Genomic DNA, 24,858 nt, shown 5'->3' with positions numbered 1-24,858 from the left:
GGCCCGGACCGGACCCCGTTTCCGGATCCGCCTCGTGTTCCGCTCACCGCGCGCTCACCCGTGCGTTTCCCGGGCCCGTGACGAGGGCGTCCCGGAAAATCCTCCTAGAGCAGTAGGGCGATTCCTTTGCTACCGCATTACTCTTGAGACCAAGGCCGCGCACGGTGGCCACGGAGGAGTGAGATGAGGAGCAGCAACCCGGTCTTCTCGCGACGGGGGTTCAGCCGCGACAACGGTGCTTATGCGGGCTTCGGCACGCAGCAGCCCCAGGCCGGGACCACGACCAACCCGTACGCGACCAACCCCTACGCGACCGACCCGTCCACGGGTATGCCGCAGGCGCCGGTCCGCGGAAACGCGATGACCATCGACGACGTCGTGAGCCGTACGGCCATGACGCTCGGCACGGTCATCCTGACGGCGGTCATCTCCTGGATCGCGCTGCCCGTCGACCAGGCCAACCTGAAGACCTCGTACGGCATCGCCATCGGCGCCGCCCTCATCGCCTTCGTCTTCGCGATGGTCCAGTCGTTCAAGGCCAAGCCCGTCCCGGCGCTGATCCTGGCCTACGCGGCGTTCGAGGGTGTCTTCCTCGGCGTCATCAGCTCGGCCACCAGCACCTACCTCGGCCCGGGCACGGTCATCCAGGCCGTGATGGGCACGATGTGCGTCTTCGCCGGCGTGCTGATCGCCTACAAGATGCGCTGGATCAACGTGAACCGGCGCTTCGTCGGCTTCGTGATGGCCGCCGCCATGGGCTTCATGCTCCTGATGGCCGTCAACCTGCTGTTCTCGATCTTCGGTGGCGGCGACGGCCTCGGCTTCCGCAGCGGTGGCCTCGGCATCCTCTTCGGTGTCATCGGCATCATCCTCGGTGCCTGCTTCCTCGCCCTGGACTTCAAGCAGGTCGAGGACGGCGTGACCTACGGCGCCCCGCGCGAGGAGTCCTGGCTGGCGGCCTTCGGCCTCACCATGACCCTGGTGTGGATCTACATGGAGATGCTGCGCCTGATCTCCATCCTCAAGGGCGACTGACCCCGTACCCGTTGAGCTGAGGAAGGCCCCGCGAGCACACGCTCGCGGGGCCTTCCCGCATGTCGGGGGTCAGGGGTAGGAGACAAAGGGGGTCGGAGACCGGGACAGGGGCAGGGGCTCGCTCAGCCGAATCTGCGGGCGGCCCTGCGCAGGTCGTACTCGTGGATGATCGCCTTGGCCTGGCCGTACGAGAGTTCGTGCGCGCCGCGCAGCCAGCTGACCTTCTCCTCGAACCGGATGAGGGAGGGGCCCTCGTCCACGGTACGGAGCCAGTCGGAGAGTTCACGACCGGTGGTCTCGGGAATTCTGTCGATCATGTTGCGGTGTGTCTGCTCGGAGAACTCTACGGACATGGGCGCCTCCGGAGGTATCGCCGTGCTGCTCTCTTCACGCCACCGTGCCGGAGAGTTCGCCCGTTGGCAATGGTGCCGGGGCGGCGCGTAAGGTCGGCCGGGTGCTCGATACCTCACCCCTGACCGCCGCCGTGGAGCGCTTCGCCGACCGGCTCCGGGCCGCACCGCAGAGCCGGCTGCGGCAGGGAGCCGCCGAGGCGGCCCTGGAACTGGCCCGGGAGCTCTCCGTACGGGCCCAACGGCTGGAGCACGCCGCCGCGGGCGGCGGGGAGGCCGTGGGGGCGGCTCCGGCGCGTCTGATGCCGGACGCCGGGATGTTCGTCGTGGGCGACCAGGTGGCCGTGGCCGGACTGGACCTCGCCGAGGCGCTGCGCGCCGTGGGAGCGGTGTCGGGCCCGGACGGCGCGAAGGCCCCGTCCGGGATGCTGGACGAGGCCGTGCGACTGGTGGAGCAGGCGGAAGTCAGAGCGATGCGATGACGCGGTCCGCGAGGATGTAGACGTTGCTGTCCGGGTCCTCGGAGTCACCGCAGGAGAAGGTCAGGGCGTAGGCGCCGGAGATGCCCGAACCGCCCAGCAGGACCGGAGCGCTGCCCGAGCGCAGGGCGTCGGCCAGGCGCTCCGCGGTCTCCCGGTGTCCGGGGGTCATGCAGAGCGTGGTGCCGTCGGTGAAGACGTACACGTCCAGGGTGCCCAGCGGGCCGGGGCGGACGTCCGCGAGGGCCGTACGGGCCTGCGCGAGCTCCTCCAGGCGGCTGACGGTGCGCTCGTGGTCGGCGCCGGGGTACGAGGCCTGGACCGGCACGAAGTCGGGGTGCGAGGGGTGGCGTCGGCGGGCTGCGGCCAGCTCGGGCGAATCCTCCGGGTACTCTCCCCCAGTCTCCGACTGGGAGGTGCCCCCTACGAGGTCCTCGCCGAGGAGCGGCTCCAGACCGACCATGTCCACCTGCCGGGGCAGGAACACGGGGCTGTCGTCGCCGAGGCCGCTCAGCCCGCCCAGCAGGGAGGGTGCGTCGGCCGCGTCACGGGCCTCCTGGGCGGCCCAGAAGGCGCGTGCCTCGGCGAGCTCGCGCTCGCGCTCCTCGGCAAGGGCCTCGGCGACGGCGGCTCGTATCTCGGCTGCGGGGGACTCCACGGCGCTGCGGGCGTGCGGGACGGTGGCACTGCGGGGGTGGGCCGAGACGACCAGCTCACCGCGCAGGGCCGTGACCTGCTTGCGCAGGCCGTGGACGGCGTGCAGCGCAGCAGCGCCGACGGCCGTGGCAGCGGCCGTGGTCAGCAGTAGGGCAAGAGACATGGCGCTCACTGACTAACTCCTGATTGATTCGATCCCCCGACTTCCTACATCAGCTTGTCCTGACCTGGGAATGGCTGGCAGTGCATTACGTCATGAATTGGACAGGTCTTTCGTCCCGGTGTACCTACGGGAACCAGCTCTGACCTGCGGAAACAATGATCCCCCAGGAGTAAGGTCACATCCTGGGGGACATTTGGTCACAGAATGGCCGCGACAGGATTAGATTCGGTGTCAGTACGGCGTATGGGATCAAGCGGATCCCGTACGGCGCCTGGCATCGGACCTTGATCCCCGTCGTTGCCGGTCAGCTCAGGCGCTCGATGACCATCGCCATGCCCTGGCCGCCGCCGACGCACATCGTTTCCAGGCCGAACTGCTTGTCGTGGAACTGCAGGCTGTTGATCAGCGTGCCGGTGATGCGCGCGCCGGTCATCCCGAAGGGGTGACCCACGGCGATGGCCCCGCCGTTGACGTTCACCTTGTCGAGGGGGATCTCCAGATCCCGGTAGGACGGGATGACCTGGGCCGCGAAGGCCTCGTTGATCTCGAACAGGTCGATGTCGCCGACGGTCAGGCCCGCACGCTTCAGCGCCTGCCTGGAGGCCTCGACCGGGCCCAGGCCCATGATCTCGGGGGAGAGGCCGGTGACGCCGGTGGAGACGATCCGGGCCAGCGGGGTCAGGCCCAGCTCGCGGGCCTTGGTGTCGCTCATGATGACCAGCGCGGCCGCGCCGTCGTTGAGCGGGCAGCAGTTGCCGGCGGTGACCAGGCCGTCGGGGCGGAAGACGGGCTTGAGGCCCTCGACGCCCTCGAGCGTGACCCCGGCGCGCGGGCCGTCGTCCGTGGAGACGACCGTGCCGTCCGGGGTGGTGATCGGGGTGATCTCGCGGGCCCAGAAGCCGTTCTTGATGGCTTCCTCGGCCAGGTTCTGCGAGCGGACGCCGAACTCGTCCATGTCGCGCCGGGTCACGCCCTTGAGGCGGGCCAGGTTCTCGGCGGTCTGGCCCATCGAGATGTAGGCGTCGGGTACCAGGCCGTCCTCGCGCGGGTCGCGCCAGGAAGAGCCCTCGGTCCCGGCGACGGCGGCCGTACGGGCCTCCGCGTCGGCGAAGAGCGGGTTGTGGGTGTCGGGCCAGGAGTCGGAGTTGCCCTTGGTGAACCGCGAGACCGTCTCGACGCCGGCCGAGATGAAGACGTCGCCCTCGCCCGCCTTGATGGCGTGCAGCGCCATGCGGGAGGTCTGGAGGGAGGAGGAGCAGTAGCGGGTGATCGTGGTGCCGGGCAGGAAGTCCATGCCCATCTGCACGGCCACGATGCGGGCGAGGTTGTTGCCCTGCTCGCCGCCGGGCAGGCCGCAGCCCAGCATCAGGTCCTCGATCAGACGCGGGTCCAGCTCGGGGATCTTGGCCAGGGCGGCCTGGATGACCGTGGCGGTCAGGTCGTCGGGCCGGACGTCCTTGAGGGATCCCTTGAAGGCACGGCCGATCGGCGACCGGGCGGTGGAAACGATGACTGCTTCGGGCATCGGGGCTCCAAGGGAGGTGGTGTCGTACCGGGACCGCATGCGAAGTTACCGCCCCGTACCGTCGAGGTCACTGCCCTTGCGATGTGACTCCGGTCGCTCTGGCCGTGCCCCCGGCCACCTCGCCCGTCCCTCCAGTCTGCTCCCCGTGCCCCGTCGGCCGCCCGCTCGGCTCCGTGAGGTCCTCGCCCGGCACCTGACGCCTGCGGCGGTGCTTGAGCAGGGCCCAGGGCCCGCGAGCGCCCGTCACTTCCGTACCGGCCTGTCCCGCGGCGGCCGAGGCGGCCTTGGCCACCGGGAGCATGTCCTCGTTGCGCGACACGTCCAGGCGGTCCGACTCGGGCCAGACGCCCAGCGCCGCGCACAGGGTGGGCAGCACGGCCATCGCGGCGGTCGCGTACCCCTCCGCCGACGGGTGGTAGGAGTCCGGTCCGAACATCTCGCGCGGGTTCGCGGCGAACTCCGCCCCCATCAGGTCGCCGATCGAGACGGTACGGGCGCCCAGCGCGAGGACGCCGATCGTCTGGGCGGCGGCCAGCTGGCGCGAGACCCGGCGGGCCAGCCACCGCAGCGGCTGGTAGACCGGCTCGATGGTGCCGAGGTCCGGACAGGTGCCGACCACGACCTCGGAGCCCGCGAGCCGCAGCCGGCGGACGGCCGAGGTCAGGAGCCGCACCGACTGGGTCGGCGGCATCCGCCGGGTCACGTCGTTGGCGCCGATGATGATCACGCACACGTCGGGGTCCGGCCCGTCGCCGTCCAGCAGCAGCCCCACCTGCCGGTCGAGGTCGTCGGACATGGCACCGGACAGCGCCACGTTGCGCAGCTCCACGGGCCGCTCGGCCACCGCCGCCAGTCCCGAGGCCAGCAGGGCGCCCGGAGTCTGTCTCGCCCGCCGCACGCCCAGGCCGGCGGCCGTGGAGTCGCCCAGGATGCCGAGCAGCAGCGGGCCCGGACTCAGCTCGGGGCCGCCGAACTCGCCCCCGTACAGTCCGTCCGCGCGCGGCGGATCGGGCAGTCCGGTGCCGACCGTCCGCTTCGCGAACTGCATTTCCGCCACGACCAGACCCACGGCGGCAACCCCGACGAGCCCGAGCCCGCCGCCGCCGTACGCCGCGCCCGCCGCGATCCGGCGGGCCGTCCTCGCCCTTGACACCCTCAGGCCACCTCCTCGGCACCCGGTCCTGTTGACCTTCCTGCCCCGTACGCGAGGTCGGCCAATCCCTTTCCGCATACTCTGGCCGAGCCTCCCGGAGAACCCGTGGAGTCCCCTCCTTGGAGAACATGGTGCAATTCCACGACTCGATGATCAGCCTCGTCGGCAACACCCCGCTGGTGAAGCTCAACCGTGTGACAGAAGGCCTGCAGGCCACAGTCCTTGCCAAGGTCGAGTACTTCAATCCCGGCGGATCCGTGAAGGACCGGATCGCCGTCAGGATGATCGAAGCCGCCGAGAAGAGCGGAGCACTCAAGCCCGGCGGGACCATCGTGGAGCCGACGAGCGGCAACACGGGTGTAGGACTCGCCATCGTGGCCCAGCAGAAGGGCTACAAGTGCATCTTCGTCTGTCCTGACAAGGTCTCGACCGACAAGATCAACGTGATGCGCGCGTACGGCGCCGAGGTCGTGGTCTGCCCGACCGCCGTCGACCCCGAGCACCCGGACTCGTACTACAACGTGTCCGACCGTCTCGCGCGCGAGCCCGGCGCCTGGAAGCCCGACCAGTACAGCAACCCGAACAACCCGCGTTCCCACTACGAGACCACCGGTCCCGAGCTGTGGGAGCAGACGGACGGGAAGATCACCCACTTCGTGGCCGGCGTCGGCACGGGCGGCACGATCTCGGGCACCGGCGGCTACCTCAAGGAGGTGTCCGGCGGCAAGGTCAAGGTCATCGGCGCCGACCCCGAGGGCTCGGTCTACTCCGGCGGCTCGGGCCGCCCGTACCTCGTCGAGGGTGTCGGCGAGGACTTCTGGCCGACCGCCTACGACCGCAACGTGACGGACGAGATCATCGCGGTGTCCGACAAGGACTCCTTCCAGATGACCCGTCGCCTGGCGAAGGAGGAGGGCCTCCTCGTCGGCGGTTCCTGCGGCATGGCGGTCGTCGCCGCGCTGCGGGCGGCCGAGAGCCTGGGCCCGGACGACGTGGTCGTCGTCCTGCTCCCGGACAGCGGTCGCGGATACATCAGCAAGATCTTCAACGACGAGTGGATGGCCGGGCACGGCTTCCTGGAGGACGCGGGCCCGTCGGCCCGCATCCGTGACGTCCTCGCGGACAAGGCGGGCGGCATCCCGTCCCTCGTCCACATGCACCCCGAGGAGACCGTCGGCGAGGCCATCGAGGTGCTGCGCGAGTACGGCGTCTCGCAGATGCCGATCGTCAAGCCGGGCGCCGGTCACCCCGACGTGATGGCGGCCGAGGTCATCGGCTCGGTGGTCGAGAAGGAGTTGCTGGCGGCGCTGTTCGCCCAGCGCGCCTCCCTCGGCGACCCGCTGGAGAAGCACATGTCCCCGCCGCTCCCGCAGGTCGGCTCCGGCGAGCCGGTCTCCGAACTGATGGCGGTCCTCGGCGAGGCCGACGCGGCGATCGTGCTGGTCGAGGGCAAGCCGACGGGTGTGGTGAGCCGTCAGGACCTGCTGGCCTTCCTCGCGAAGTCCGCGAAGTAGCGCGAAGCGGTACGGGGGCCCGTGCCTTGGCGGACGCACAAACGGTACGGGCCCGACACGTAGCGGCAGCACCGGCTTAACACGGCTGGGGCACAGTGGTGGTTGTCGGCAGGGAAGCCCGGGGAACCGGGACCCGGCCGGTGCCACGAACGGCGTTGGCGCACTTCCGGAGCGGCTCCCGGACCGCGTGGACGCCACGGACGCGGACGGCCCTGACCCGGCCGTGTCCTTCGCGGGGACCGCCGTCGTCCCGCCCCCGGGCGACCGGGGTGCGGCGGTCCCCGCGACAAACTCAGTCCTGCGGGTCCGGCCCGCGCCGCCCCAGGGGCTTCGAGGCGTGGACGAAGTTGACTCCCACGATGCCGAGCCAGGTCACGATCAGGCCGGGCAGGTGGGCCTGGACCGCGCCGATCGCCGAGAGCGGGATCGCCAGCACCAGGGTGACGATCGCGAACCCGAAGCGTTCCCCGAAGCCGCCCGCCTGCGACTGCGCCGGGTGCCGGGGACCACGGGCAGCGGCCAGGCGGTCTTCCGCCAGCCGCCGCCGGACCTGGGTGTCGACCTTCTCCACGAACGAATCCACCAGCGCGGCCTCGTACTCGGGCCCGAGCTCACGTCGGGCCTCCAAGGTGGCGGCGAGTTCCTTCTTCAGCTCCTGGGACTCCATGCGCCCACGGTAGGAACCCGCGCCCTCGGGGGCACTGGGGCTAGCCCCCGTATTCGGATCGGCCGACCGGGCACCGGGCGGTCAGCCGACCGGGCCCTGCGCCCGCCGCAGGGCGCGCACCGGGCGCACCACGAGCAGCGCGAGCGCGCAGCCGAGGCCGATCACCGAACCGGCCAGCAGGAAGCGGTGGAGGCCGAAGAGCTGCGCCGCGGGCCCCGCGAGGACCTGGCCGAGGGGGATGGCGAGGATCGAGCCGGCGATCTCGTAGGCCGTCACCCGGTTGAGCCGGTCCTCGGGTATCTGCGTCTGCACGGTGGTGGCCCACTGGACCCCCCAGAACGCCCAGCCGACGCCGCTCACCGCGTACATGAGCATGAGCACCGGCAGGGCGGGCACCAGCGCCGCGGCCAGGGGCATCATCGGGAAGAGGCACATCGCGATCCCGCCGCCGAACAGCGGCCGGGCCGGCCGGACGCGGATCGCGACGAGCCCGCCGAGCATGCAGCCGGCCCCGAACGCGCCCTCCGCGTACCCGAAGGCCGCCTTGCCGTGCTCGGCGATGACGGAGGCCGCGCCGAGCGGGGTGAGCGGGCCCCATACGAACACTCCGAGCACCCACCAGATCAGGATGACCGTCCACAGCCAGGACCGGGAGCGGAACTCCACCCAGCCGGTGCGCAGGTTCGCGAGCGTGGAAGCCGACCGGTCCACCTCGTAGGGCGGCAGCCGCAGCGCCAGCAGGCACAGCCCGCTGACCGCGAAGGTGGCCGCGTCGACCGCGAACACCCAGGCAGTCGAGGTGACCGAGACGAGGATTCCGGCGAGCGCCGGCCCGGCCATCGTGGACATCCCCTCGCTGACCCGCAGGACCCCGTTGGCCTTCTGCGGATCGGCGGCGACCTGGGGGACCAGGCCGTTGACCCCCGGCTGGAACATCGCGGTCGCGATCCCGCCGAGCGCCGAGCCGCCGATGACGAACCACAGGGTGGGGTGGCCGAGCCAGAGGTACCCGGCGAACGAGCCCTGGATCAGGAAGCGGGCCGCGTCCGCGCCGATCATCAGCGGCTTGGGGTGGAACCGGTCCGCGAACACCCCGCCGAAGACGACGAAGAGCGCGAAGGCCCCCATCCACGCGCCGAGCACGTACCCGAGGCCGCTGACTCCGTAGCCGAGCGAGAGCATCGCGACCGCCATGGCGACGGGCATCATCGTGTCGCCCGCCATGGACACGATGCGGGCGGTGAAGTAGAGGCCGAAGTTCCTGGTCCACAAGTGGCCGCGGGGGGTGGGTGGAGCGGAGACGGACGAGAGCATGGGGGCAGCCAATTCGGTTGGATTGATGGGCTGTTGACCGAATGGGACCTCTTGTGCGCCGCCCCCGCCGGCCTCTCAGGACTACGGCTTCGCGCGGCGGCCGGTCAAACGATTTGATCCCGGCCCCGGGGGCTGTCCGGGCGCCCGCCCCGGTGGTCTCGGATCGCGGGCGCGGGTTGCCGTCCTGCATAACCGCATGCAGAGTGCTCCGTGACTGAATATCTCGCCGGGGACGTACGGGACGGAGGGGAACGGGATGAGTGAGAGCCCTGCAGCGCGGCTGCAGAAGCTGTTCGAGGGGCACCGGCTGACGCCGACCCAGCGGCGCATCGCGCACTGCATGGTGCGCGGGGCCGCGGAGGTGCCGTTCCTGTCGAGCGTGGAGCTCGCCGAGCTGGCCGGCGTGAGTCAGCCGTCGGTGACCCGGTTCGCGGTGGCCCTCGGCTTCGACGGCTACCCCGCGCTGCGCAGGCACCTGCGGGAGGTGGCCCCCGCGGGGCGGGCCGGGGGCGGGCCCGAGGACACGTACAACGAGTACCAGCAGGCGGTCCAGGGCGAGATCGAGAACCTGCGGCAGCTGTCGGCGATGCTCGCCGACCCGGCGCCGGTCCAGGAGGCGGGGCGGCTGCTGGCCGCGTCGAGCCCGCTGCCCGTACTGGGGCTGCGGGCGGCGTCCTCGCAGGCGCGCGGGTTCGCGTACTTCGCCGCGAAGGTCCATCCGGACGTGCGGCTGCTCGACGAGGGCGGCTCGATGCTCGCCGACCGGATCGACGCGGCCCGCGCCGCCGGCGCCTCGGCCCTCCTGTGCTTCGCGCTGCCCCGCCACCCCAAGGAGGTCGCGGAGGCCCTGGAGCACGGGCGGGCGGCCGGGCTGACGGTGGTGACGGTGGCCGATTCGGCCTTCGCTCCGGTGGCCGGGCATTCGGACCTGCTGATCCCGGCGCCGGTGGGGACCGGGCTGGCCTTCGACACCGCGTGCGCGCCGATGCTGCTGGGGCGGGTGCTGCTGGAGGCGATGGCCGACGCGCTGCCCGACGCACAGGCGCGGCTGGAGGCCTTCGACGCGAGGGCCGCGGCGCGGGGCCTGTTCGTGGAGTAGCCCGGCGGGCCGTCCGCCGGGGTCAGAGCAGGGCGTCCGGGGTGGCCGCGCCGGCTTCGGCGGCGATCGCCGACAGGGGCTGCGCGGCCCGCACCGGGGCGAAGCGGACCCCGCCCGGCTCGCTCACCGTGAATCCGAAGACCGCCGGGCGCGGCAGGCTGTTGTAGCCGTAGTGCGCCGTGAAGGCGTACGCGCCCGTGTCGGGAACGGCGATCAGGTCGCCGGGGGACAGCAGGGGGAGCTCCCGGGCGGTGGCCAGGAGGTCGCCCGCGAAGCAGGCGGGTCCGGCGATGTCCTGGGGGACCGGGGGGCCCGTCAGGGGGGCGCCCTTGGCGTCGTAGGGCAGGATCCGCAGCGGCCAGGCCGCCGGGGCGTAGACCGTACGGGTGGCCACCTGGACCCCGGCGTGGGTCAGGGCGATGGCGCGGCCGCCGGTGGTCTTCGTGTACTCCACGCGCGACAGCACCAGCCCGTGCTTCGCCACCAGCGACCGCCCGAACTCCGTGACCAGGCCGTACGCGCCCGAGAAGAGCCCGGGGACGGCGGCGCGCAGGGCGCTCACGTAGTCGGCGTGGCTCGGCGTGACCTCGTCCGAGCCGAAGTTCACCGGCAGGCCGCCGCCGATGTCCAGGGTGTCCACCTGCCGCCGTCCGGCGGTGGCGTTGATCTCCTCGGCCAGGGCGTGCAGCTCCCGTACGCCTTCGGCGATCAGCGCGAGGGGGACGCCCTGGGAGCCCGAGTGGATGTGCAGCCGGGTGAGCCAGGGCCGGTCCGCGAAGGCCCCTAGGAGCCATTGCCGCGCGCCCGGATCGCGCAGGGCGATGCCGAACTTCGAGGTGGTCGTGGCGGTGGAGAGGGCGTCGATGGCGCCCGCGCCGGTCTGCGGGTTGATCCGGATTCCGAGGGGGGAGCGGGTCGGCGCCGCGGCCACCAGCGCGTCCAGGCGGTGCAGCTCCTGGGGGTTGTCCGCGTTGACGGCGATGCCGAGGGAGAGGGCCTCGCGCAGCTCGGCGGGGGTCTTGGCGGGTGAGTCCAGGACGGTGCGCTCCGGCGGGACCCCGGCGGCGCGGGCCAGGGCCAGCTCGCCGGCGCTGGCGACCTCGCAGCCGATCCCGGCGTCGTCGAGCAGCCGCAGGACGGGGACGAGCGGGGCGGCTTTGACGGCGAAGGCGTGCAGGACCGGGGTGCCGGGGGCGACGGCGGCCGCGAAGGCCTCCTTCAGGGCGGCGGCGGAGTCGCGGATGCCGGCGGTGTCCAGCAGGCAGACGAGGGAGGGGTCGGGGCCGAGGTCCGGAGCGGGCCCGATCAGGCCCTGTTCCACGGCGGCCCTGACGGCCTGGTTCCGCCGTGCGGCAGCTGTCGAGGGGGTCGGGGTCGTGTGGTGCGTACGCGGGGCGTCGGCCATGTTCTTCATCCCATCACCCGGCGCGGCGGGCCGCAGCTGTTGACTGAATCTATTCAGGGAGTGAGACTGTGAATGGATTGACCAACACCGGAGGAGGCACCGCCATGTCAGGACCCCGCCCCGTACGTGCCGCACGAGGTACCGACCTGAGCACCCTGGGATGGCAGCAGGAGGCCGCGCTGCGGATGCTCCAGAACAACCTCGATCCCGAGGTCGCCGAGCACCCCGACAAGCTCGTCGTCTACGGCGGCACCGGCAAGGCCGCCCGCGACTGGCGCTCGTACGACGCGATGGTGCGCACCCTGCAGACGCTCAAGCAGGACGAGACGATGCTCGTCCAGTCCGGCCGTCCGGTCGGCGTGATGCAGACGCACGAGTGGGCGCCGCGCGTGCTGCTCGCCAATTCCAACCTGGTCGGCGACTGGGCGAACTGGGAGGAGTTCCGCCGTCTGGAGAACCTGGGCCTGACCATGTACGGCCAGATGACGGCCGGTTCGTGGATCTACATCGGCACCCAGGGCATCCTCCAGGGCACCTACGAGACCTTCGCGGCCGTCGCGGCCAAGAAGTTCAACGGGACCCTGGCCGGCACCATCACCCTCACCGCCGGCCTCGGCGGCATGGGCGGCGCCCAGCCGCTGGCCGTCACGATGAACGACGGCGTCGCGATCTGCATCGACGTCGACCCGCGCGCCATCGACCGCCGCATCGAGCACCGCTACCTCGACGTCAAGGCCAACGACCTGCGCCACGCGCTGCAGCTCGCCGTCGAGGCGCGCGACGCCCGCAAGCCGCTCTCCATCGGCCTCCTCGGCAACGCCGCCGACCTGCTCCCGCAGATGCTGGCCGAGGGCGCGCCGATCGACATCGTGACGGACCAGACCTCCGCGCACGACCCCCTCGCGTACCTGCCGACCGGCGTCGACTTCGACGACATGGCGGACTACGCGGCCAAGGACCCGGCCGGGTTCACCACCCGCGCCCGCGAGTCGATGGCCAGGCACGTCGAGGCCATGGTCGGCTTCATGGACGCGGGCGCCGAGGTCTTCGACTACGGCAACTCCATCCGCGGCGAGGCCCAGCTCGCGGGCTACGAGCGCGCGTTCGCCTTCCCCGGCTTCGTCCCGGCCTACATCCGCCCGCTGTTCTGCGAGGGCAAGGGCCCCTTCCGCTGGGCGGCGCTCTCCGGCGAGGCCTCGGACATCCACAAGACCGACAAGGCGATGCTGGAGCTGTTCCCGGAGAACGAGTCCCTGCACCGCTGGATCAAGATGGCCGGCGAGCGCGTCCACTTCCAGGGCCTGCCGGCGCGCATCTGCTGGCTGGGCTACGGCGAGCGCGACAAGGCCGGCGAGCGCTTCAACGAGATGGTGGCCGACGGCACCCTCGCCGCGCCGCTGGTCATCGGCCGCGACCACCTCGACTGCGGCTCGGTGGCCTCCCCGTACCGCGAGACCGAGGCCATGCTGGACGGCTCCGACGCGATCGCCGACTGGCCGCTGCTCAACGCCATGGTCAACGTGGCCTCCGGCGCCTCCTGGGTCTCCATCCACCACGGCGGCGGCGTCGGCATGGGCCGCTCGATCCACGCCGGCCAGGTCACCGTCGCCGACGGCACCAAGCTCGCGGGCGAGAAGATCCGCCGCGTGCTGACCAACGACCCGGGCATGGGCGTCATCCGCCACGTCGACGCCGGCTACGACATCGCCGAGACGGTCGCGGACGAGCGCGGCGTGCGCATCCCGATGCGCGAGGGTGACCAGGCGTGACACCTTCAGCCTTGCCAGGGGGTCCCCCCGGACGAAGTCTGGGGGAGTTTGAGGCGCGGGGGTCCGGGGGCGGAGCCCCCGGGAACGGCGGAAGGGAGGGGCGGGGAGAAAGCAGCTCGTTCCACAGCATGTGGGCCGACCTCGCGCCCATCGGCCGCAACACCGACTCCGGCGGGTACCGCCGCTACGCCTGGACCGGCGCAGACGCCGACTGCCGGACCTGGTTCCAGGCGGAAGCCGAAAGGCGCGGGCTCGCGTACGAGGTCGACCGCAACGGCAACCAGTGGGCCTGGCTCGGCGACCCCCTCGCGGGGGACGCCGTGGTCACCGGCTCCCACCTGGACTCCGTACCCGACGGCGGGGCCTTCGACGGCCCCCTCGGAGTGGTGTCCTCCTTCGCGGCCCTGGACGAACTCCGCGGGAGGGGAGCGGAGTTCTCCAGGCCGCTGGCCATCACCAACTTCGGTGACGAGGAAGGGGCCCGCTTCGGGCTGGCCTGCGTCGGCTCCCGGCTGGCCGCCGGGCAGCTGACCAAGGAGAAGGCGTACGAGCTCCGCGACGCCGACGGCATCGGGCTGCCCGAGGCCATGGAGTCCGCCGGGTACGACCCCGAGACCATCGGCGCCGACCCCGAACGCCTCGCCCGCATCGGCGCCTTCGTCGAACTGCACGTGGAACAGGGCCGCGCCCTGGACCTGTCCGGGGACCGCGTCGGCATCGCCTCCGCGATCTGGCCGCACGGCCGCTGGCGCTTCGACTTCCACGGCGAGGCCAACCACGCGGGCACCACCCGCCTGGTGGACCGCCGCGACCCGATGATCACCTACGCGCAGACCGTGCTCGCGGCCCGCGCCGAGGCGGCCCTCGCCGGGGCCGTGGCCACCTTCGGGAAGATCTCCGTGGAGCCCAACGGGGTCAACGCCATCCCCTCGCTCGTCCGCGGCTGGCTCGACTCCCGCGCGGCCGACCAGGCCACCCTCGACACGGTCGTGACCGCCGTCGAGAAGGCCGCCCGCGAGAGCGCCGACCGGGACGGGATCGACCTGGACATCGTCCGGGAGTCCTTCACCCCGGTCGTCGAGTTCGAGCACGCCCTGCGCGACGAGATGAACCGGATCCTGGGCGGGGCCGTCCCGGTCCTGGGCACCGGCGCCGGACACGACGCGGGAATCCTCTCCGCGGCCGTCCCGACGGCGATGCTGTTCGTGCGCAACCCCACCGGCGTCTCCCACTCCCCGCGGGAGTTCGCCGCCGAGGACGACTGCGTGGCTGGTGTGCTCGCGCTGGCCGACGTACTGGAAGGACTGGCCTGCCGGTGAAGACGTACTGGTTGGAACACGCCTGGCTCGGCACGCACGTCGAGCCGGGCGTAGCCCTGGACGTTTCGGCGGACGGGCGGATCGCCGCCCTGCGCACCGGGGCCGAGGCCCCGCCCCCGGGCGCGGAGATCCTGCGCGGACTCACCGTCCCCGGCCTGGCCAACGCGCACAGCCACGCCTTCCACCGGGCCCTGCGCTCCCTGGTCCAGGTGGGCTCGGGCACCTTCTGGACCTGGCGCGAGTTCATGTACCAGGTCGCCCAGAACCTCACCCCCGAGCGCTACTTCGCGCTCGCCCGCGCCGTCTACGCGGAGATGGCGCTGGCCGGCATCACGGCCGTCGGCGAGTTCCACTACGTCCACCACGCCCCCGGCGGAACCCCCTACGCCGACCCCAACGCCATGGGCGAGGCGCTGATCGAGGCCGCCGCCGAGGCCGGCATCCGGATCACTCTCCTGGACACCGCGTACCTCTCGGCGGGCTTCGGACAGGCCCCCAACGCCCACCAGCTCCGCTTCTCCGACGGGACCGCGGACGCCTGGGCCGACCGGGTCTCGGCTCTCAAGCCCCGCGAACACGCCCTGATCGGCGCCGCGATCCACTCGGTCCGCGCCGTGCCGGCCGGGCAGCTCGCCACCGTGGCCCGCTGGGCCGAGGAGCGCCGCGCCCCGCTGCACGTCCACCTCTCGGAGCAGACCGCCGAGAACGAGGCCTGCCTGGCCGCCCACGGCCGCACCCCGACGCAGCTGCTCGCCGACCACGGAGTGCTCGGCCCGCGCACCACGGGCGTCCACAACACCCACCTCACGGACGCGGACATCTCCCTCCTGGGCGGCACCACCACCGGCACCTGCATGTGCCCCACCACCGAACGCGACCTCGCCGACGGCATCGGCCCGGCCGTACGCCTCCAGCGCGCGGGCAGCCCGCTCTCGCTCGGCAGCGACAGCCACGCCGTGATCGACCTGCTCGAAGAGGCCCGCGCGATGGAGCTGAACGAGCGGCTCAGCAGCCGCACGCGCGGGCACTGGACGGCCAACGCGCTGCTCACGGCCGCCACGGCCGACGGCCACGCGGCGCTCGGATGGTCCGCCGCGGGCCGCCTGGAGACGGGCGCGCTCGCGGACTTCACCACGGTCGCACTGGACTCCGTACGCACGGTCGGCCCGGTGCCGCGGCTGGGCGCGGAGACCGCCGTCTTCGCCGCGACGGCCTCCGACATCCGGCACACGGTGGTCGGCGGCCGCCACATCGTCCGCGACGGTGCCCACACCCTGGTCGCCGACGTCCCGTCGGCCCTGGCCGAGTCCATCGCCGCCCTCCGCTCCTGACCGTGCCGCCTGCGGCGGGCCACTCGACCACCCGAGGAACCATGACCACCACCGTCATCACCAACATCGGCAGCCTCGTCACCAACGACCCCGCCCTCGGCGACGGCACCCCCCTCGGCCTCGTCGAGAACGCGGCCGTGGTCATCGACGGCGAGACCATCGCCTGGGTCGGCCCGGCCGACAAGGCCCCGGCCGCGGACGAGATCTACGACGCGCACGGCCGCGCCGTGATCCCCGGCTTCGTCGACTCCCACTCCCACCTGGTCTTCGCGGGCGACCGCACGGCCGAGTTCAACGCCCGGATGTCCGGCCGCAGCTACTCCGCCGGAGGCATCCGCACCACGGTCGCCGCCACCCGCGCCGCCTCCGACGCCGAGCTCGAGGCCAATCTGCTGCGCCACCTCGACGAGGCCCGCCGCCAGGGCACCACCACCTTCGAGACCAAGTCCGGCTACGGACTCACCGTCGCCGACGAGGCCCGCGCGCTGCGGATCGCCGCCGCGCACACCGAGGAGGTCACCTACCTCGGCGCGCACATCGTCTCCCCGGACTACGCCGCGGACCCGGCCGCCTACGTATCGCTCGTCACCGGCGAGATGCTGACCGCCTGCGCCCCGTACGCCCGCTGGGTGGACGTCTTCTGCGAGAAGGGCGCCTTCGACGGGGACCAGGCCCGCGCCATCCTGACCGCCGGCGCGGCCGCCGGGCTCATCCCGCGCATCCACGCCAACCAGCTCTCCCACGGCCCCGGCGTACAGCTCGCCGTCGAGCTCGAGGCCGCCTCCGCCGACCACTGCACCCACCTCACCGACGCCGACGTGGACGCACTGGGCCAGGCCTCGGCCACCACCGTCGCCACCCTGCTGCCCGGCGCCGAGTTCTCCACGCGCGCCCAGTGGCCCGACGCCCGCCGCCTGCTCGCCGCGGGCGCCACCGTCGCGCTGTCCACGGACTGCAACCCGGGTTCCTCCTACACGAGTTCCATGCCGTTCTGCATCGCCCTCGCCGTCCGCGACATGGGGATGACCCCGGACGAGGCCCTGTGGTCCGCCACCGCCGGCGGCGCCCGCGCCCTGCGCCGCGGCGACATCGGGACCGTGACCCCCGGCGCCCGCGCGGACCTGGCGCTGCTCGACGCCCCCAGCCACGTCCACCTCGCCTACCGGCCGGGTGTTCCGCTGGTCTCCGGGGTCTGGCAGAAGGGCCGCAAGTTGGCTTGAACCAGCCTGAATCAGGACGGCGTCGGCGCGGCTTCAGGGCCGTTGATCCGGCGCCGTCCTTTGTCTTCCCTCCGTAAGGCCCCCGGCGTACCTTGAGCCACCAATCTGATGTGCCGTCAGTAACTTATGGCCATGGTTCGAGGGGAAGACGAAGGTGTCCGACCGGAAACGCTCCACCGCGCTAGCGCTTGCCTCCGCGCTGGCGGGAACGGCGGTACTGCTCGCCGCCCCCACCGCGCAAGCGGCAGTGATAGACGTCAACTACAACTGCGAGACCCCCATCGGCCCGAAGTCGGCGGTCTCGCCCATCGACATCAAGGCCGTCAAGGAAGGAAACGGCTACAAGCTGACGATGTCCTTCCAGAAGGGCGTCTCCTCCAGCCCCGTCGAACTGGGCAAGGGCGCGATGACCCCCAGCGCCGTGATCCTCGTGGGCGGGGCCGAAAAAGTCTCCGTGCCGGTCTCCGGCGCACCCAACTCCGAGGCCCTTCCGCCCAACACGCCCATCAAGATCAGTGACCTCTCGGGCACCTACACGCCCAAGAAGTCGGGCAAGGTCACCTTCACGGCCGGTGTCCTCACCATCAAGGCGATGGGCACGACCACCACCTGCACGCCCGGAAACAGCCCGGGGCCCTCCCTCGAACTCGACGTGACGGCCCCCGGCGGCGACGCCTCGTCCACCACCACCGGTGGCGGCAGCGGCGGGGCCTCCCTCCCGCAGACCGGCCCCGAGGACTCCGCCATCGCGCTGGGCACCCTCGGAGCCACCGTCCTGCTCTCCGGCGCCGCCGGCGTGCTCTGGCTGACCCGGCGCGGCCAGCGGGCCCGGTCCTGAACGGAGCACCCCCGGTCATGCCCGTGCTCCACACCCTGAGAAGGGCCGGCGTGCTCCTCCTCGCCGCCGCCGCGCTCCACGGCGCGGCGGCGGTGGCGGCGCCCCCGGCCGCCGCCGACGAGCCCGGCTGGACCGCCGAGCCCGTCACGGGCACCGGAGCCGCACCGAAGGCGGCCGGTGCGGCGAGCGCACCGGCCGCACGCCCGTACTTCTACCTCGCGGGCACCTCCGGCACGGTGCTGGAGGACCGCCTCAGCCTGGCCAACACCAGCGACCAGGAGCACACCGTCACCTTGCGCGGGGCCGACGCCTACAACACGGCGGGCGGCGCCTTCGCCGTGCGCCCGGCCCTGGAGTCGACCGGCGCGGGCTCCTGGATCAGCTTCGGCGCGAGCGCCACGGTCAAGATCCCCGCGCACACCCGCGCCGTGGTCCCCTTCGCCGTCACCGTGCCGCCCGGCGCACCGCCCGGCGACCACCCGGCCGCCGTGGTCGCCACCGAGGCCGGCCACGAAGTGGGCGTACGGGTCCACCTGCGGGTCGGCGGACCGGCGCTCGCGGCGCTGACCGTGGAGGACGTCTCCGTACGGGGCGAGGGCGCGGCCTCCACCATCGCCTACACCCTGGTCAACCGCGGCAACGTGACGCTCACCCCCGAGCTCTCCATCGACGCGGCGGGCACCTTCGGCAAGGTCGCGGGCCGCAGCGCCCACACCCTGCCCGTCGAGGTGCTGCCCGGCCAGCGGGTCGAGCTGAGCGAACCCTGGCCCGGAGCACCGGTCTTCGACCGGGTCGCCCTCACCGTCACCGTCACCGCCCCCGGTGGCGCCCGCGCCACGGGCCGCGCCTCGGCGTGGTTCCTGCCCTGGGGGATCGCGGGCCGGACCGGCCTCGGTCTGCTCGGCCTCGGCGGGACCACCGCGGCCGCGCTGCTCCTCGTACGCAAGCGGCGGATCCGGGGCGGGAGCGGCGCCGCGGCGCCGCACGGGAGCGCCGTACCCGACCAGTCCTCAGCACCGGAACACGAGTTGACGGGAGCAACCAGGTGAGAGCCAAGGCCGGCGGGACGCACGGCGGGAGGATCAGGGCCCTCGCCGCGGCGGGGCTCGGAGGGCTGTTGGGACTGTCGGTGTGCGCACTGACGCTGTTCCCGGCGGCCGCGGCCGTCGCGGACGACGCGCCCAAGCCCGCGGTGGCGCTCTCGCTCAAGGAGGTCGCCAAGGGCACCCAGATATCGGTGACGGGCACCGGCTGGCGGGCCAAGACCATGGTGATGCTGCTGGTCTGCGGGCAGAACATGATCGGCGGCACCAACAGCTGCGCCAACGCCGACGGCATCGCCGTCTCGGTCGCCGACGACGGGCACTTCTCCGCGCAGCTCCCGGTGACGGCCCCGCCCAAGCCCTGCCCGTGCGTGGTCAACGTGACCTCGGTCAACGGCGACCAGTCCACCGTCGCCGCCCCCTTGAAGATCACCGACCACCCGGTGGCCGACCTGCCCGCCGAGGGCGGCACCGCCCGCCTCGCCATGCTCACCGGGGTCCAGCTCAAGGGCGAGGACGGGGTCCTGACCTGGTTCGGAGCCCCGCCCAGCCGCAAGTTCACGGTCACCGTCGGCAATCTGGGGTCCGCCCCGGTCAAGGACCCGGTCTTCCAACTCGGCACCGCCCACGGGGTCTTCGCACCCCTGTGGGAGGAAGTCCGCTGGAAGGGCACCATCCCGCCCGGCGGCAAGGCGGAAGTCTCCCTGAACACCTCCCTGTCGGCGGGCGCCCACGGCGACTACACGGTCTCCCTCAAGTACGGGGAGACGGTCCTGGCCACGCAGCCCTGGGGAGTGGACCGCCCGTACGGGGTGCTGCTGTTCTGGGGCCTGCTGCTGATCGTGATCCCCGGCGGGATCTTCCGCATCGGCATGGCCGTCGTCGACAGGGCTCGCCCCCGCGACTCCTCCGGCGGCCGACACCGCGGCCGGCGCCTGCCCGACCCGGGCGCGGCCGTGACCGCCCGGCTGCCGCGGATCCCGGCGGTACGGGGGCCCGCGCGAGGCCCCGTACGGGGTTCCGCGCCGCTGCGCCCCGAACCGGCGGCCGAACCCCCCGAGACCACCACGGCGGCACTGCCGTGGTTCACCCCGGACGAAGCACCGGGGACACCGGCACCACAGCCAACCGCACCACCGACAACCGCACCACAGACGTCCGCACCGTCTGAGAACCGTTCGACGACGAAGGGACAAGCGTGAAGACCCAACGGAGGGTGAGCGCGGCCGCGGTCGCGCTGCTGCTCGGCGGCGCGGGCATCGCCATGGGGGCCACGCCCGCCCAGGCGGACGTGATCGACGTCCAGTACAAGTGCAAGACGCCCATCGGGGACAAGGAGGCGGTGTCGCCGATCGACATCAAGGGCGTCAAGGAGGGCAGCGGCTACAAGCTGACGATGTCCTTCCAGAAGGGCGTCTCCTCCAGCCCCATCGAGCTCGGCACGGGCGCGATGACGCCCAGCGCCGTGATCGTCCTGGGCGGCGCCGAGACCGGTTCCGTGGCGGTCTCCGGCCCGGCCAACTCCGCACCGATCCCCGCCAACACCCCCATCAAGATCAGTGACCTCTCGGGCACCTACACGCCCAAGAAGTCGGGCAAGGTCACCTTCACGGCCGGTGTCCTGACGATCAAGGCGATGGGCACGACCACCACCTGCACCCCGGGCAACAACCCCGGACCCTCCCTCTCGCTCGACGTGACGGCGGGCGGCGGCACCACCCCGCCGCCGACCAGCCCGCCGCCGACCTCGGCGCCGCCCACGAGCCCGCCGCCCACCTCGGCTCCGCCGACCTCGCCGCCGCCCACCAGTTCCTCGCCCTCGCCCTCGGCCTCGCCCACCGGCAGCGGCCAGACGGACTTCCCGGGCCAGACCGTCGACGTCTCCTTCGACTGCGGGGCCTACATGCCCAACGGTCCCCTCAAGGGCAAGGTGACGATCAACGCGAAGAAGAGCGGGGGCAGCTTCGCACTGACCGTCACGACCGCCAAGGGCGTGATGAACAGCCCCGCGGACCTGCCGGCCGGGGCCCTGAAGCCCTCGATGGACATCAAGCTGGGAGGCGCCGACAGCGGCACGGTCAAGGTCGCGGGTCCCGGCAACGCCGAGGCCGTCAAGGCCGGCAGCCCGGTCAGCCTCAGTGACATGACGGGCACCTACAAGCCCGGCAAGACCGGAAAGACCACGCTGACCCCTGACAAGCTGACGATCGACGTGGTCATGGCCCCGGGTGCGACGCCGATCGTGGTGCCCTGCGTCGCGAGCGGCAGCTCCGTCTCGCTCACCCTCGACACCACGGCGCAGGAGGGCGGCTCCGGGACCTCGGGAACCTCCGGGACTTCGGGCAGCACCTCGGGCGGCCTCGCCCAGACCGGCGCCGAGGACAGCGGCATCAAGGCCCTGGGCCTGGTCGCCGGCACGGTGATCCTGCTCGGTGCCGCGGTGTTCACGTTCACCCCGTGGCGCCGCCTGCGCGGGCACCGCTGACCGACCGGAGGTCGTGAGCACGGCGCACAGGGCGGTGTGCGTTCCGCTCCCGAGAGGGGCGGGACGCACACCGTCTTTGTGTGAGAAAGATCGACATCAAGTCAATTGTGGCGTGAAACGGCGCATGTCGCATTAATTTCTTGTCGCCGATCCGCACGGTGGATAGATTTCCCTATGTCGATCAAGCGCGGGTTCTGACTAAACCCGAGTATTCCGGATCGGCTTTTTGTAAAATCGGGGAATTGGGAAATCGTATGAAGCTGAAATTTGCGGTTGCGGCCCTGGCCGCCGCCTCGGCCCTGAGCGTGCTCGGCGCGCCGGCGGCCTTCGCGGCTCCCGCCGGCGGGATCGACGGTGGTTGCAAGGCGACCGCAGACATGGACGGCCTGGGTCGCCCGAACGTCACGTCCAGGTGCTCCGGGCGCTTCGTCCCCGGTGCCCAGCACCGCGCGAAGATCATCTGTGACACGGTGCAGGGCGCCCGCGAGCACGTCGTGCGCCGGACCTACTACAGCGGCTGGACCTCCACCGGCGGGGCCGCCAAGGTCGGTTGCGGATTCAAGTCCTTCCTCGTCGGATTCGATTCCGAGGTGCGGGGCACCTGATTTGCCGGTGAACCTCCGGAGGTCGGCGCGATGTCGCAATTCCGGGGTCCGGTGACAGGTCGATATGCGTGCGGCCGGGTGTACGCGGAATTTCGTGCGGGCCGCGGGGAAAAGGGACGGCCCGGCACGCCGAATGGCGTGCCGGGCCGTCGCCCTGTGAGGGGGTGCGTCAGTGCACGCCGCCCATGAGGGGCTGGACCTTCCGGCGGTACATGTAGATCGCGACACCCGCGAGCACGGCGAGCGCGCCCTGGCTGGCGAACCAGCCCTGGGAATCGGTCGGGGCACCGAGCAGCTGGAGCAGCGCGATGGTGGAGTCGCCGGCGGTGACGGCGAGGAAGAAGACGCCCATCATCTGGGAGCCGTACTTCTGCGGCGCCAGCTTGGTGGTCAGCGACAGGCCGACGGGGGAGAGGGTGAGCTCGCCGACGGTCTGGATGAAGTAGACGCCGACCAGCCACATCGGGCTGACCTTGGTGTCACCGGTGGCCACACCCTGGGCCAGCATCATGACACCGAAGGAGACGCCGATCATGACCAGGGCGAAGGAGAACTTCGACAGCGTGGTCGGCTCCTTGGAGCGGCGGGCGAGGGCCACCCACAGCATGGCGAACACCGGGGCGAGGGCCATCACGAACAGCGGGTTGAGCGACTGGTACCAGCTCTCCGGGAAGTTGAAGCCGAACAGCGTGCTGTCCGTCTTGTCCTTCGCGAACAGGGCCAGCGTGGAGCCGGTCTGGTCGTAGATCGCCCAGAAGATCGCGGCGGCGGCGAAGAACCACACGTACGCCGACATGCGGGAGCGCTCGACGGTGGTGAGGTCCTTGTCGCGCTTGATCCGCAGGATCGCCCAGGCCGGAAGAACCAGGCCGGCGATGGTCAGCGGCCACAGGGCGTAGTTGATCGTGAAGATGCCGGCCAGGCCGATGATCGCGTAGGCGGCGGCGGCGACGCCGAGCCAGATCAGGCCCTTCTTGACGACCGAGGACTTCTCGGCGGCGCTCAGCGGGCTCGGAACCTGGTTCGAGATCGGGTTCAGGTGGCGGAAGCCGAAGAAGTAGAAGGCGAGGCCCAGGGCCATGCCGACACCGGCCATGGCGAAGCCGATGTGCCAGTTGACCTCCTGGCCGACCCAGCCGATGGTCAGCGGGGCGACGAAGGCACCGAGGTTGATGCCCATGTAGAAGATCGTGAAGCCACCGTCGCGGCGCGGGTCGTTCTTGTCCTTGTACAGCTGGCCGACCATCGTGGAGATGTTGGCCTTGAGCACGCCGGAACCGGCGGCGATGAGCGCCAGACCGATGAAGAACGAGATGGTCGAGGGCACCGCCAGCAGGAAGTGACCCGTCATGATCACGACACCCGCGACGGCCACGGCCTTGCGGGCACCCCACACGCGGTCGCCGAGCCAGCCGCCCGGGAGGGCGAGCAGGTAGACCATCGCGTTGTAGACGGAGTAGATCGCGACCGCGGTCGCGTCGTTCATTCCGAGGCCACCGTCGGCGACGTTGGTGGCGAGGAAGAGCACGAGCAGCGCGCGCATGCCGTAGAAGCTGTAGCGCTCCCACATCTCCGTCATGAAGAGGAAGGCGAGGCCGCTGGGGTGGCCGAGGAAGGTCTTCTCGGTGGCGGTACCGGCCGAGTCCTTCGTCAGGCTGGAAGCCATGGTCGATCCTTGCTTGCTCGGGACGCGTGGCTTCTTGAGCTCATCAGCGCCCGGTGAGGGGTGGCCGGTACCGGCAGCGGGTGTCCCGCCCCCCACGCCCGGGGGGTCTCGCTCCGCGGGGGCGAAGGCGAAGGAACATCCGTAACCGGGATCCACGCCCCGCCGCGCTTCATCGCGCGGGGGGCCCGGCCCATAGGTCATTCACTGTCATCTGGCCCGGAACGGGCAGTGCGACAACAATGCCTGCCCGATCAGGGCAGAAATAGATACCTTCGGCTGGTTTTGGCTCGAAAGTCTCTGAGGTAGTGCATCAGGCGTCTCGACACCATACGACACGACAGTGGCGCATATGAAAGTACTTGAGATATGGATCACAGGTTACGGCGGAACCAACTGGGTACATTCGAAGGCCGTTAGTAGTCGATAAGGCCAGATCGGCAGGGGTGTTCGGGCGGGCCCCTGCTTTCCCCCGCCGCGGACTACCATCACCCACATGACGCGTGTACTGCTCGCCGAGGACGACGCATCCATCTCGGAACCCCTGGCCCGCGCCCTGCGCCGGGAAGGGTACGAGGTCGAGGTCCGGGAGGACGGCCCCACCGCCCTGGACGCGGGACTGCAGGGCGGCGTCGATCTCGTCGTCCTCGATCTCGGTCTGCCGGGAATGGACGGCCTGGAGGTCGCCCGCCGGCTGCGCGCCGAGGGCCACGGCTTCCCCATCCTGGTCCTGACCGCCCGTGCCGACGAGGTCGACACGGTCGTCGGCCTGGACGCCGGCGCCGACGACTACGTGACCAAACCCTTCCGCCTGGCCGAGCTGCTCGCCCGGGTGCGGGCCCTGCTGCGGCGCGGCGCCAACGAGGCCTCCCAGCCCCCCGCCACCCACGGCGTGCGCATCGACGTCGAATCGCACCGCGCGTGGATGGGGGAGGAGGAGCTCCAGCTCACGGCCAAGGAGTTCGACCTGCTGCGGGTCCTGGTCCGCGACGCCGGCCGGGTCGTCACCCGCGACCAGCTGATGCGCGAGGTCTGGGACACCACCTGGTGGTCCTCCACCAAGACCCTCGACATGCACATCTCCTGGCTGCGCAAGAAGCTCGGAGACGACGCCGCCAACCCCCGCTACATCGCCACCGTCCGGGGAGTCGGCTTCCGCTTCGAGAAGAGCTGAGCGGCTTCCCGGCCACGGCGGCGGCGGCTTCGCGCACCCGGGTTAGGGCA

22 protein-coding genes are annotated in these 24,858 nt (G+C 71.6%); 14 read left to right on the top strand and 8 right to left on the bottom strand.

What is annotated here, in order from left to right; all coding sequences use genetic code 11:
• Positions 1 to 183: 183 nt before the first annotated feature.
• A complete protein-coding gene (locus tag AC3IYJ_RS15540; protein WP_489401878.1) occupies positions 184 to 1,035 on the top strand; it encodes a Bax inhibitor-1/YccA family protein in 852 nt (283 codons plus the stop codon).
• A gap of 122 nt (positions 1,036 to 1,157) precedes the next feature.
• Here AC3IYJ_RS15540 and AC3IYJ_RS15535 read toward each other — a convergent pair whose 3' ends face one another.
• On the bottom strand, positions 1,158 to 1,388 hold the full coding sequence (locus AC3IYJ_RS15535; RefSeq protein WP_384650905.1) for a DUF4287 domain-containing protein: 231 nt from the start codon (positions 1,386 to 1,388) through the stop codon (positions 1,158 to 1,160).
• A 101-nt stretch (positions 1,389 to 1,489) separates the two neighbouring features.
• On the opposite strand from AC3IYJ_RS15535, the gene AC3IYJ_RS15530 reads away from it, so the two are divergent.
• Positions 1,490 to 1,867, top strand: a complete 378-nt coding sequence (locus AC3IYJ_RS15530; protein ID WP_489401877.1) for a hypothetical protein — start codon at positions 1,490 to 1,492, stop codon at positions 1,865 to 1,867.
• Here the strand turns inward: AC3IYJ_RS15530 and AC3IYJ_RS15525 are convergent.
• From AC3IYJ_RS15525 to AC3IYJ_RS15515, 3 genes are all read right to left on the bottom strand, one after another.
• Complete coding sequence (locus AC3IYJ_RS15525; protein ID WP_489401876.1) at positions 1,851 to 2,684, bottom strand: hypothetical protein; 834 nt, start codon at positions 2,682 to 2,684, stop codon at positions 1,851 to 1,853. The two genes, AC3IYJ_RS15530 and AC3IYJ_RS15525, sit on opposite strands and share 17 nt — an antisense overlap.
• Positions 2,685 to 2,988: 304 nt before the next feature.
• The gene (locus tag AC3IYJ_RS15520) at positions 2,989 to 4,209 is read right to left on the bottom strand and encodes an acetyl-CoA C-acetyltransferase (RefSeq protein ID WP_489401875.1); all 1,221 of its coding nucleotides are present in this window, start codon (positions 4,207 to 4,209) and stop codon (positions 2,989 to 2,991) included.
• A 67-nt stretch (positions 4,210 to 4,276) separates the two neighbouring features.
• The gene (locus AC3IYJ_RS15515) at positions 4,277 to 5,362 is read right to left on the bottom strand and encodes an SGNH/GDSL hydrolase family protein (RefSeq protein ID WP_489401874.1); all 1,086 of its coding nucleotides are present in this window, start codon (positions 5,360 to 5,362) and stop codon (positions 4,277 to 4,279) included.
• 131 nt (positions 5,363 to 5,493) lie between these two features.
• On the opposite strand from AC3IYJ_RS15515, the gene AC3IYJ_RS15510 reads away from it, so the two are divergent.
• Positions 5,494 to 6,876 (top strand): cystathionine beta-synthase, encoded by a 1,383-nt coding sequence (locus AC3IYJ_RS15510; protein WP_489402827.1) that lies wholly within the window; start codon positions 5,494 to 5,496, stop codon positions 6,874 to 6,876.
• Positions 6,877 to 7,168: 292 nt separating this feature from the next.
• Here AC3IYJ_RS15510 and AC3IYJ_RS15505 read toward each other — a convergent pair whose 3' ends face one another.
• On the bottom strand, positions 7,169 to 7,543 hold the full coding sequence (locus tag AC3IYJ_RS15505) for a hypothetical protein (protein ID WP_489401873.1): 375 nt from the start codon (positions 7,541 to 7,543) through the stop codon (positions 7,169 to 7,171).
• Positions 7,544 to 7,624: 81 nt separating this feature from the next.
• Positions 7,625 to 8,857, bottom strand: a complete 1,233-nt coding sequence (locus tag AC3IYJ_RS15500; protein ID WP_489401872.1) for an MFS transporter — start codon at positions 8,855 to 8,857, stop codon at positions 7,625 to 7,627.
• 256 nt (positions 8,858 to 9,113) lie between these two features.
• Between AC3IYJ_RS15500 and AC3IYJ_RS15495 the strand changes: the two genes are divergently transcribed.
• Complete coding sequence (locus tag AC3IYJ_RS15495) at positions 9,114 to 9,956, top strand: MurR/RpiR family transcriptional regulator (protein ID WP_489401871.1); 843 nt, start codon at positions 9,114 to 9,116, stop codon at positions 9,954 to 9,956.
• A gap of 22 nt (positions 9,957 to 9,978) precedes the next feature.
• Here the strand turns inward: AC3IYJ_RS15495 and AC3IYJ_RS15490 are convergent, their stop codons facing one another.
• Positions 9,979 to 11,370: a type III PLP-dependent enzyme domain-containing protein gene (locus AC3IYJ_RS15490; protein WP_489401870.1), complete on the bottom strand. Its 1,392-nt coding sequence runs from the start codon at positions 11,368 to 11,370 to the stop codon at positions 9,979 to 9,981.
• Between the two features lie 95 nt (positions 11,371 to 11,465).
• Here AC3IYJ_RS15490 and hutU point away from each other — a divergent pair, with 95 nt between their 5' ends.
• The 9 genes from hutU to AC3IYJ_RS15445 all read left to right on the top strand — a co-directional run bounded on the left by hutU (position 11,466) and on the right by AC3IYJ_RS15445 (position 21,971).
• Positions 11,466 to 13,130, top strand: coding sequence for a urocanate hydratase (hutU, locus tag AC3IYJ_RS15485; protein ID WP_489401869.1), 1,665 nt, complete (start codon positions 11,466 to 11,468; stop codon positions 13,128 to 13,130).
• Positions 13,131 to 13,258: 128 nt separating this feature from the next.
• Entirely contained in the window at positions 13,259 to 14,449 is a 1,191-nt protein-coding gene (locus AC3IYJ_RS15480) for an allantoate amidohydrolase (protein ID WP_489401868.1), read from the top strand.
• Positions 14,440 to 15,780, top strand: a complete 1,341-nt coding sequence (locus tag AC3IYJ_RS15475) for a formimidoylglutamate deiminase (RefSeq protein ID WP_489402826.1) — start codon at positions 14,440 to 14,442, stop codon at positions 15,778 to 15,780. The genes AC3IYJ_RS15480 and AC3IYJ_RS15475 overlap by 10 nt, the downstream gene beginning before the upstream one ends.
• Positions 15,781 to 15,821: 41 nt before the next feature.
• A complete protein-coding gene (hutI, locus tag AC3IYJ_RS15470; protein WP_489401867.1) occupies positions 15,822 to 17,000 on the top strand; it encodes an imidazolonepropionase in 1,179 nt (392 codons plus the stop codon).
• Positions 17,001 to 17,154: 154 nt separating this feature from the next.
• On the top strand, positions 17,155 to 17,838 hold the full coding sequence (locus tag AC3IYJ_RS15465; RefSeq protein ID WP_489401866.1) for an LPXTG cell wall anchor domain-containing protein: 684 nt from the start codon (positions 17,155 to 17,157) through the stop codon (positions 17,836 to 17,838).
• 17 nt (positions 17,839 to 17,855) lie between these two features.
• Complete coding sequence (locus tag AC3IYJ_RS15460) at positions 17,856 to 18,887, top strand: hypothetical protein (RefSeq protein WP_489401865.1); 1,032 nt, start codon at positions 17,856 to 17,858, stop codon at positions 18,885 to 18,887.
• On the top strand, positions 18,884 to 20,083 hold the full coding sequence (locus tag AC3IYJ_RS15455) for a neocarzinostatin apoprotein domain-containing protein (protein ID WP_489401864.1): 1,200 nt from the start codon (positions 18,884 to 18,886) through the stop codon (positions 20,081 to 20,083). The genes AC3IYJ_RS15460 and AC3IYJ_RS15455 overlap by 4 nt, the downstream gene beginning before the upstream one ends.
• Positions 20,080 to 21,366, top strand: a complete 1,287-nt coding sequence (locus AC3IYJ_RS15450) for a hypothetical protein (protein ID WP_489401863.1) — start codon at positions 20,080 to 20,082, stop codon at positions 21,364 to 21,366. Before AC3IYJ_RS15455 ends, AC3IYJ_RS15450 begins: the two co-directional genes overlap by 4 nt.
• A 254-nt stretch (positions 21,367 to 21,620) precedes the next feature.
• A complete protein-coding gene (locus AC3IYJ_RS15445) occupies positions 21,621 to 21,971 on the top strand; it encodes a hypothetical protein (RefSeq protein ID WP_489401862.1) in 351 nt (116 codons plus the stop codon).
• Positions 21,972 to 22,140: 169 nt separating this feature from the next.
• On the opposite strand, the gene AC3IYJ_RS15440 is transcribed toward AC3IYJ_RS15445, so the two are convergent.
• Positions 22,141 to 23,637 carry a peptide MFS transporter gene (locus AC3IYJ_RS15440; protein ID WP_489401861.1) on the bottom strand — a complete coding sequence of 499 codons (1,497 nt, stop codon included), beginning with the start codon at positions 23,635 to 23,637 and terminating at the stop codon, positions 22,141 to 22,143.
• Between the two features lie 493 nt (positions 23,638 to 24,130).
• On the opposite strand from AC3IYJ_RS15440, the gene AC3IYJ_RS15435 reads away from it, so the two are divergent.
• Complete coding sequence (locus AC3IYJ_RS15435; RefSeq protein ID WP_215035026.1) at positions 24,131 to 24,808, top strand: response regulator transcription factor; 678 nt, start codon at positions 24,131 to 24,133, stop codon at positions 24,806 to 24,808.
• Positions 24,809 to 24,858: the final 50 nt, after the last annotated feature.

The organism is Streptomyces sp. GL_140 (assembly GCF_057834465.1).
The sequence above is the reverse complement of the archived record's forward strand: the minus strand, read 5'-3'. Positions and strand labels throughout refer to the sequence as shown.

Coding starts and splice junctions, on each gene's coding strand:
- hutI (WP_489401867.1), top strand. CDS start 15,822: ATGACCACCACCGTCATCACCAACATCGGCAGCCTCGTCACCAACGAC.
- AC3IYJ_RS15500 (WP_489401872.1), bottom strand. CDS start 8,857: ATGCTCTCGTCCGTCTCCGCTCCACCCACCCCCCGCGGCCACTTGTGG.
- AC3IYJ_RS15495 (WP_489401871.1), top strand. CDS start 9,114: ATGAGTGAGAGCCCTGCAGCGCGGCTGCAGAAGCTGTTCGAGGGGCAC.
- AC3IYJ_RS15480 (WP_489401868.1), top strand. CDS start 13,259: ATGTGGGCCGACCTCGCGCCCATCGGCCGCAACACCGACTCCGGCGGG.
- AC3IYJ_RS15525 (WP_489401876.1), bottom strand. CDS start 2,684: ATGTCTCTTGCCCTACTGCTGACCACGGCCGCTGCCACGGCCGTCGGC.
- AC3IYJ_RS15505 (WP_489401873.1), bottom strand. CDS start 7,543: ATGGAGTCCCAGGAGCTGAAGAAGGAACTCGCCGCCACCTTGGAGGCC.
- AC3IYJ_RS15490 (WP_489401870.1), bottom strand. CDS start 11,370: ATGAAGAACATGGCCGACGCCCCGCGTACGCACCACACGACCCCGACC.
- AC3IYJ_RS15445 (WP_489401862.1), top strand. CDS start 21,621: ATGAAGCTGAAATTTGCGGTTGCGGCCCTGGCCGCCGCCTCGGCCCTG.
- AC3IYJ_RS15535 (WP_384650905.1), bottom strand. CDS start 1,388: ATGTCCGTAGAGTTCTCCGAGCAGACACACCGCAACATGATCGACAGA.
- AC3IYJ_RS15520 (WP_489401875.1), bottom strand. CDS start 4,209: ATGCCCGAAGCAGTCATCGTTTCCACCGCCCGGTCGCCGATCGGCCGT.
- AC3IYJ_RS15440 (WP_489401861.1), bottom strand. CDS start 23,637: ATGGCTTCCAGCCTGACGAAGGACTCGGCCGGTACCGCCACCGAGAAG.
- AC3IYJ_RS15540 (WP_489401878.1), top strand. CDS start 184: ATGAGGAGCAGCAACCCGGTCTTCTCGCGACGGGGGTTCAGCCGCGAC.
- AC3IYJ_RS15460 (WP_489401865.1), top strand. CDS start 17,856: ATGCCCGTGCTCCACACCCTGAGAAGGGCCGGCGTGCTCCTCCTCGCC.
- AC3IYJ_RS15435 (WP_215035026.1), top strand. CDS start 24,131: ATGACGCGTGTACTGCTCGCCGAGGACGACGCATCCATCTCGGAACCC.
- hutU (WP_489401869.1), top strand. CDS start 11,466: ATGTCAGGACCCCGCCCCGTACGTGCCGCACGAGGTACCGACCTGAGC.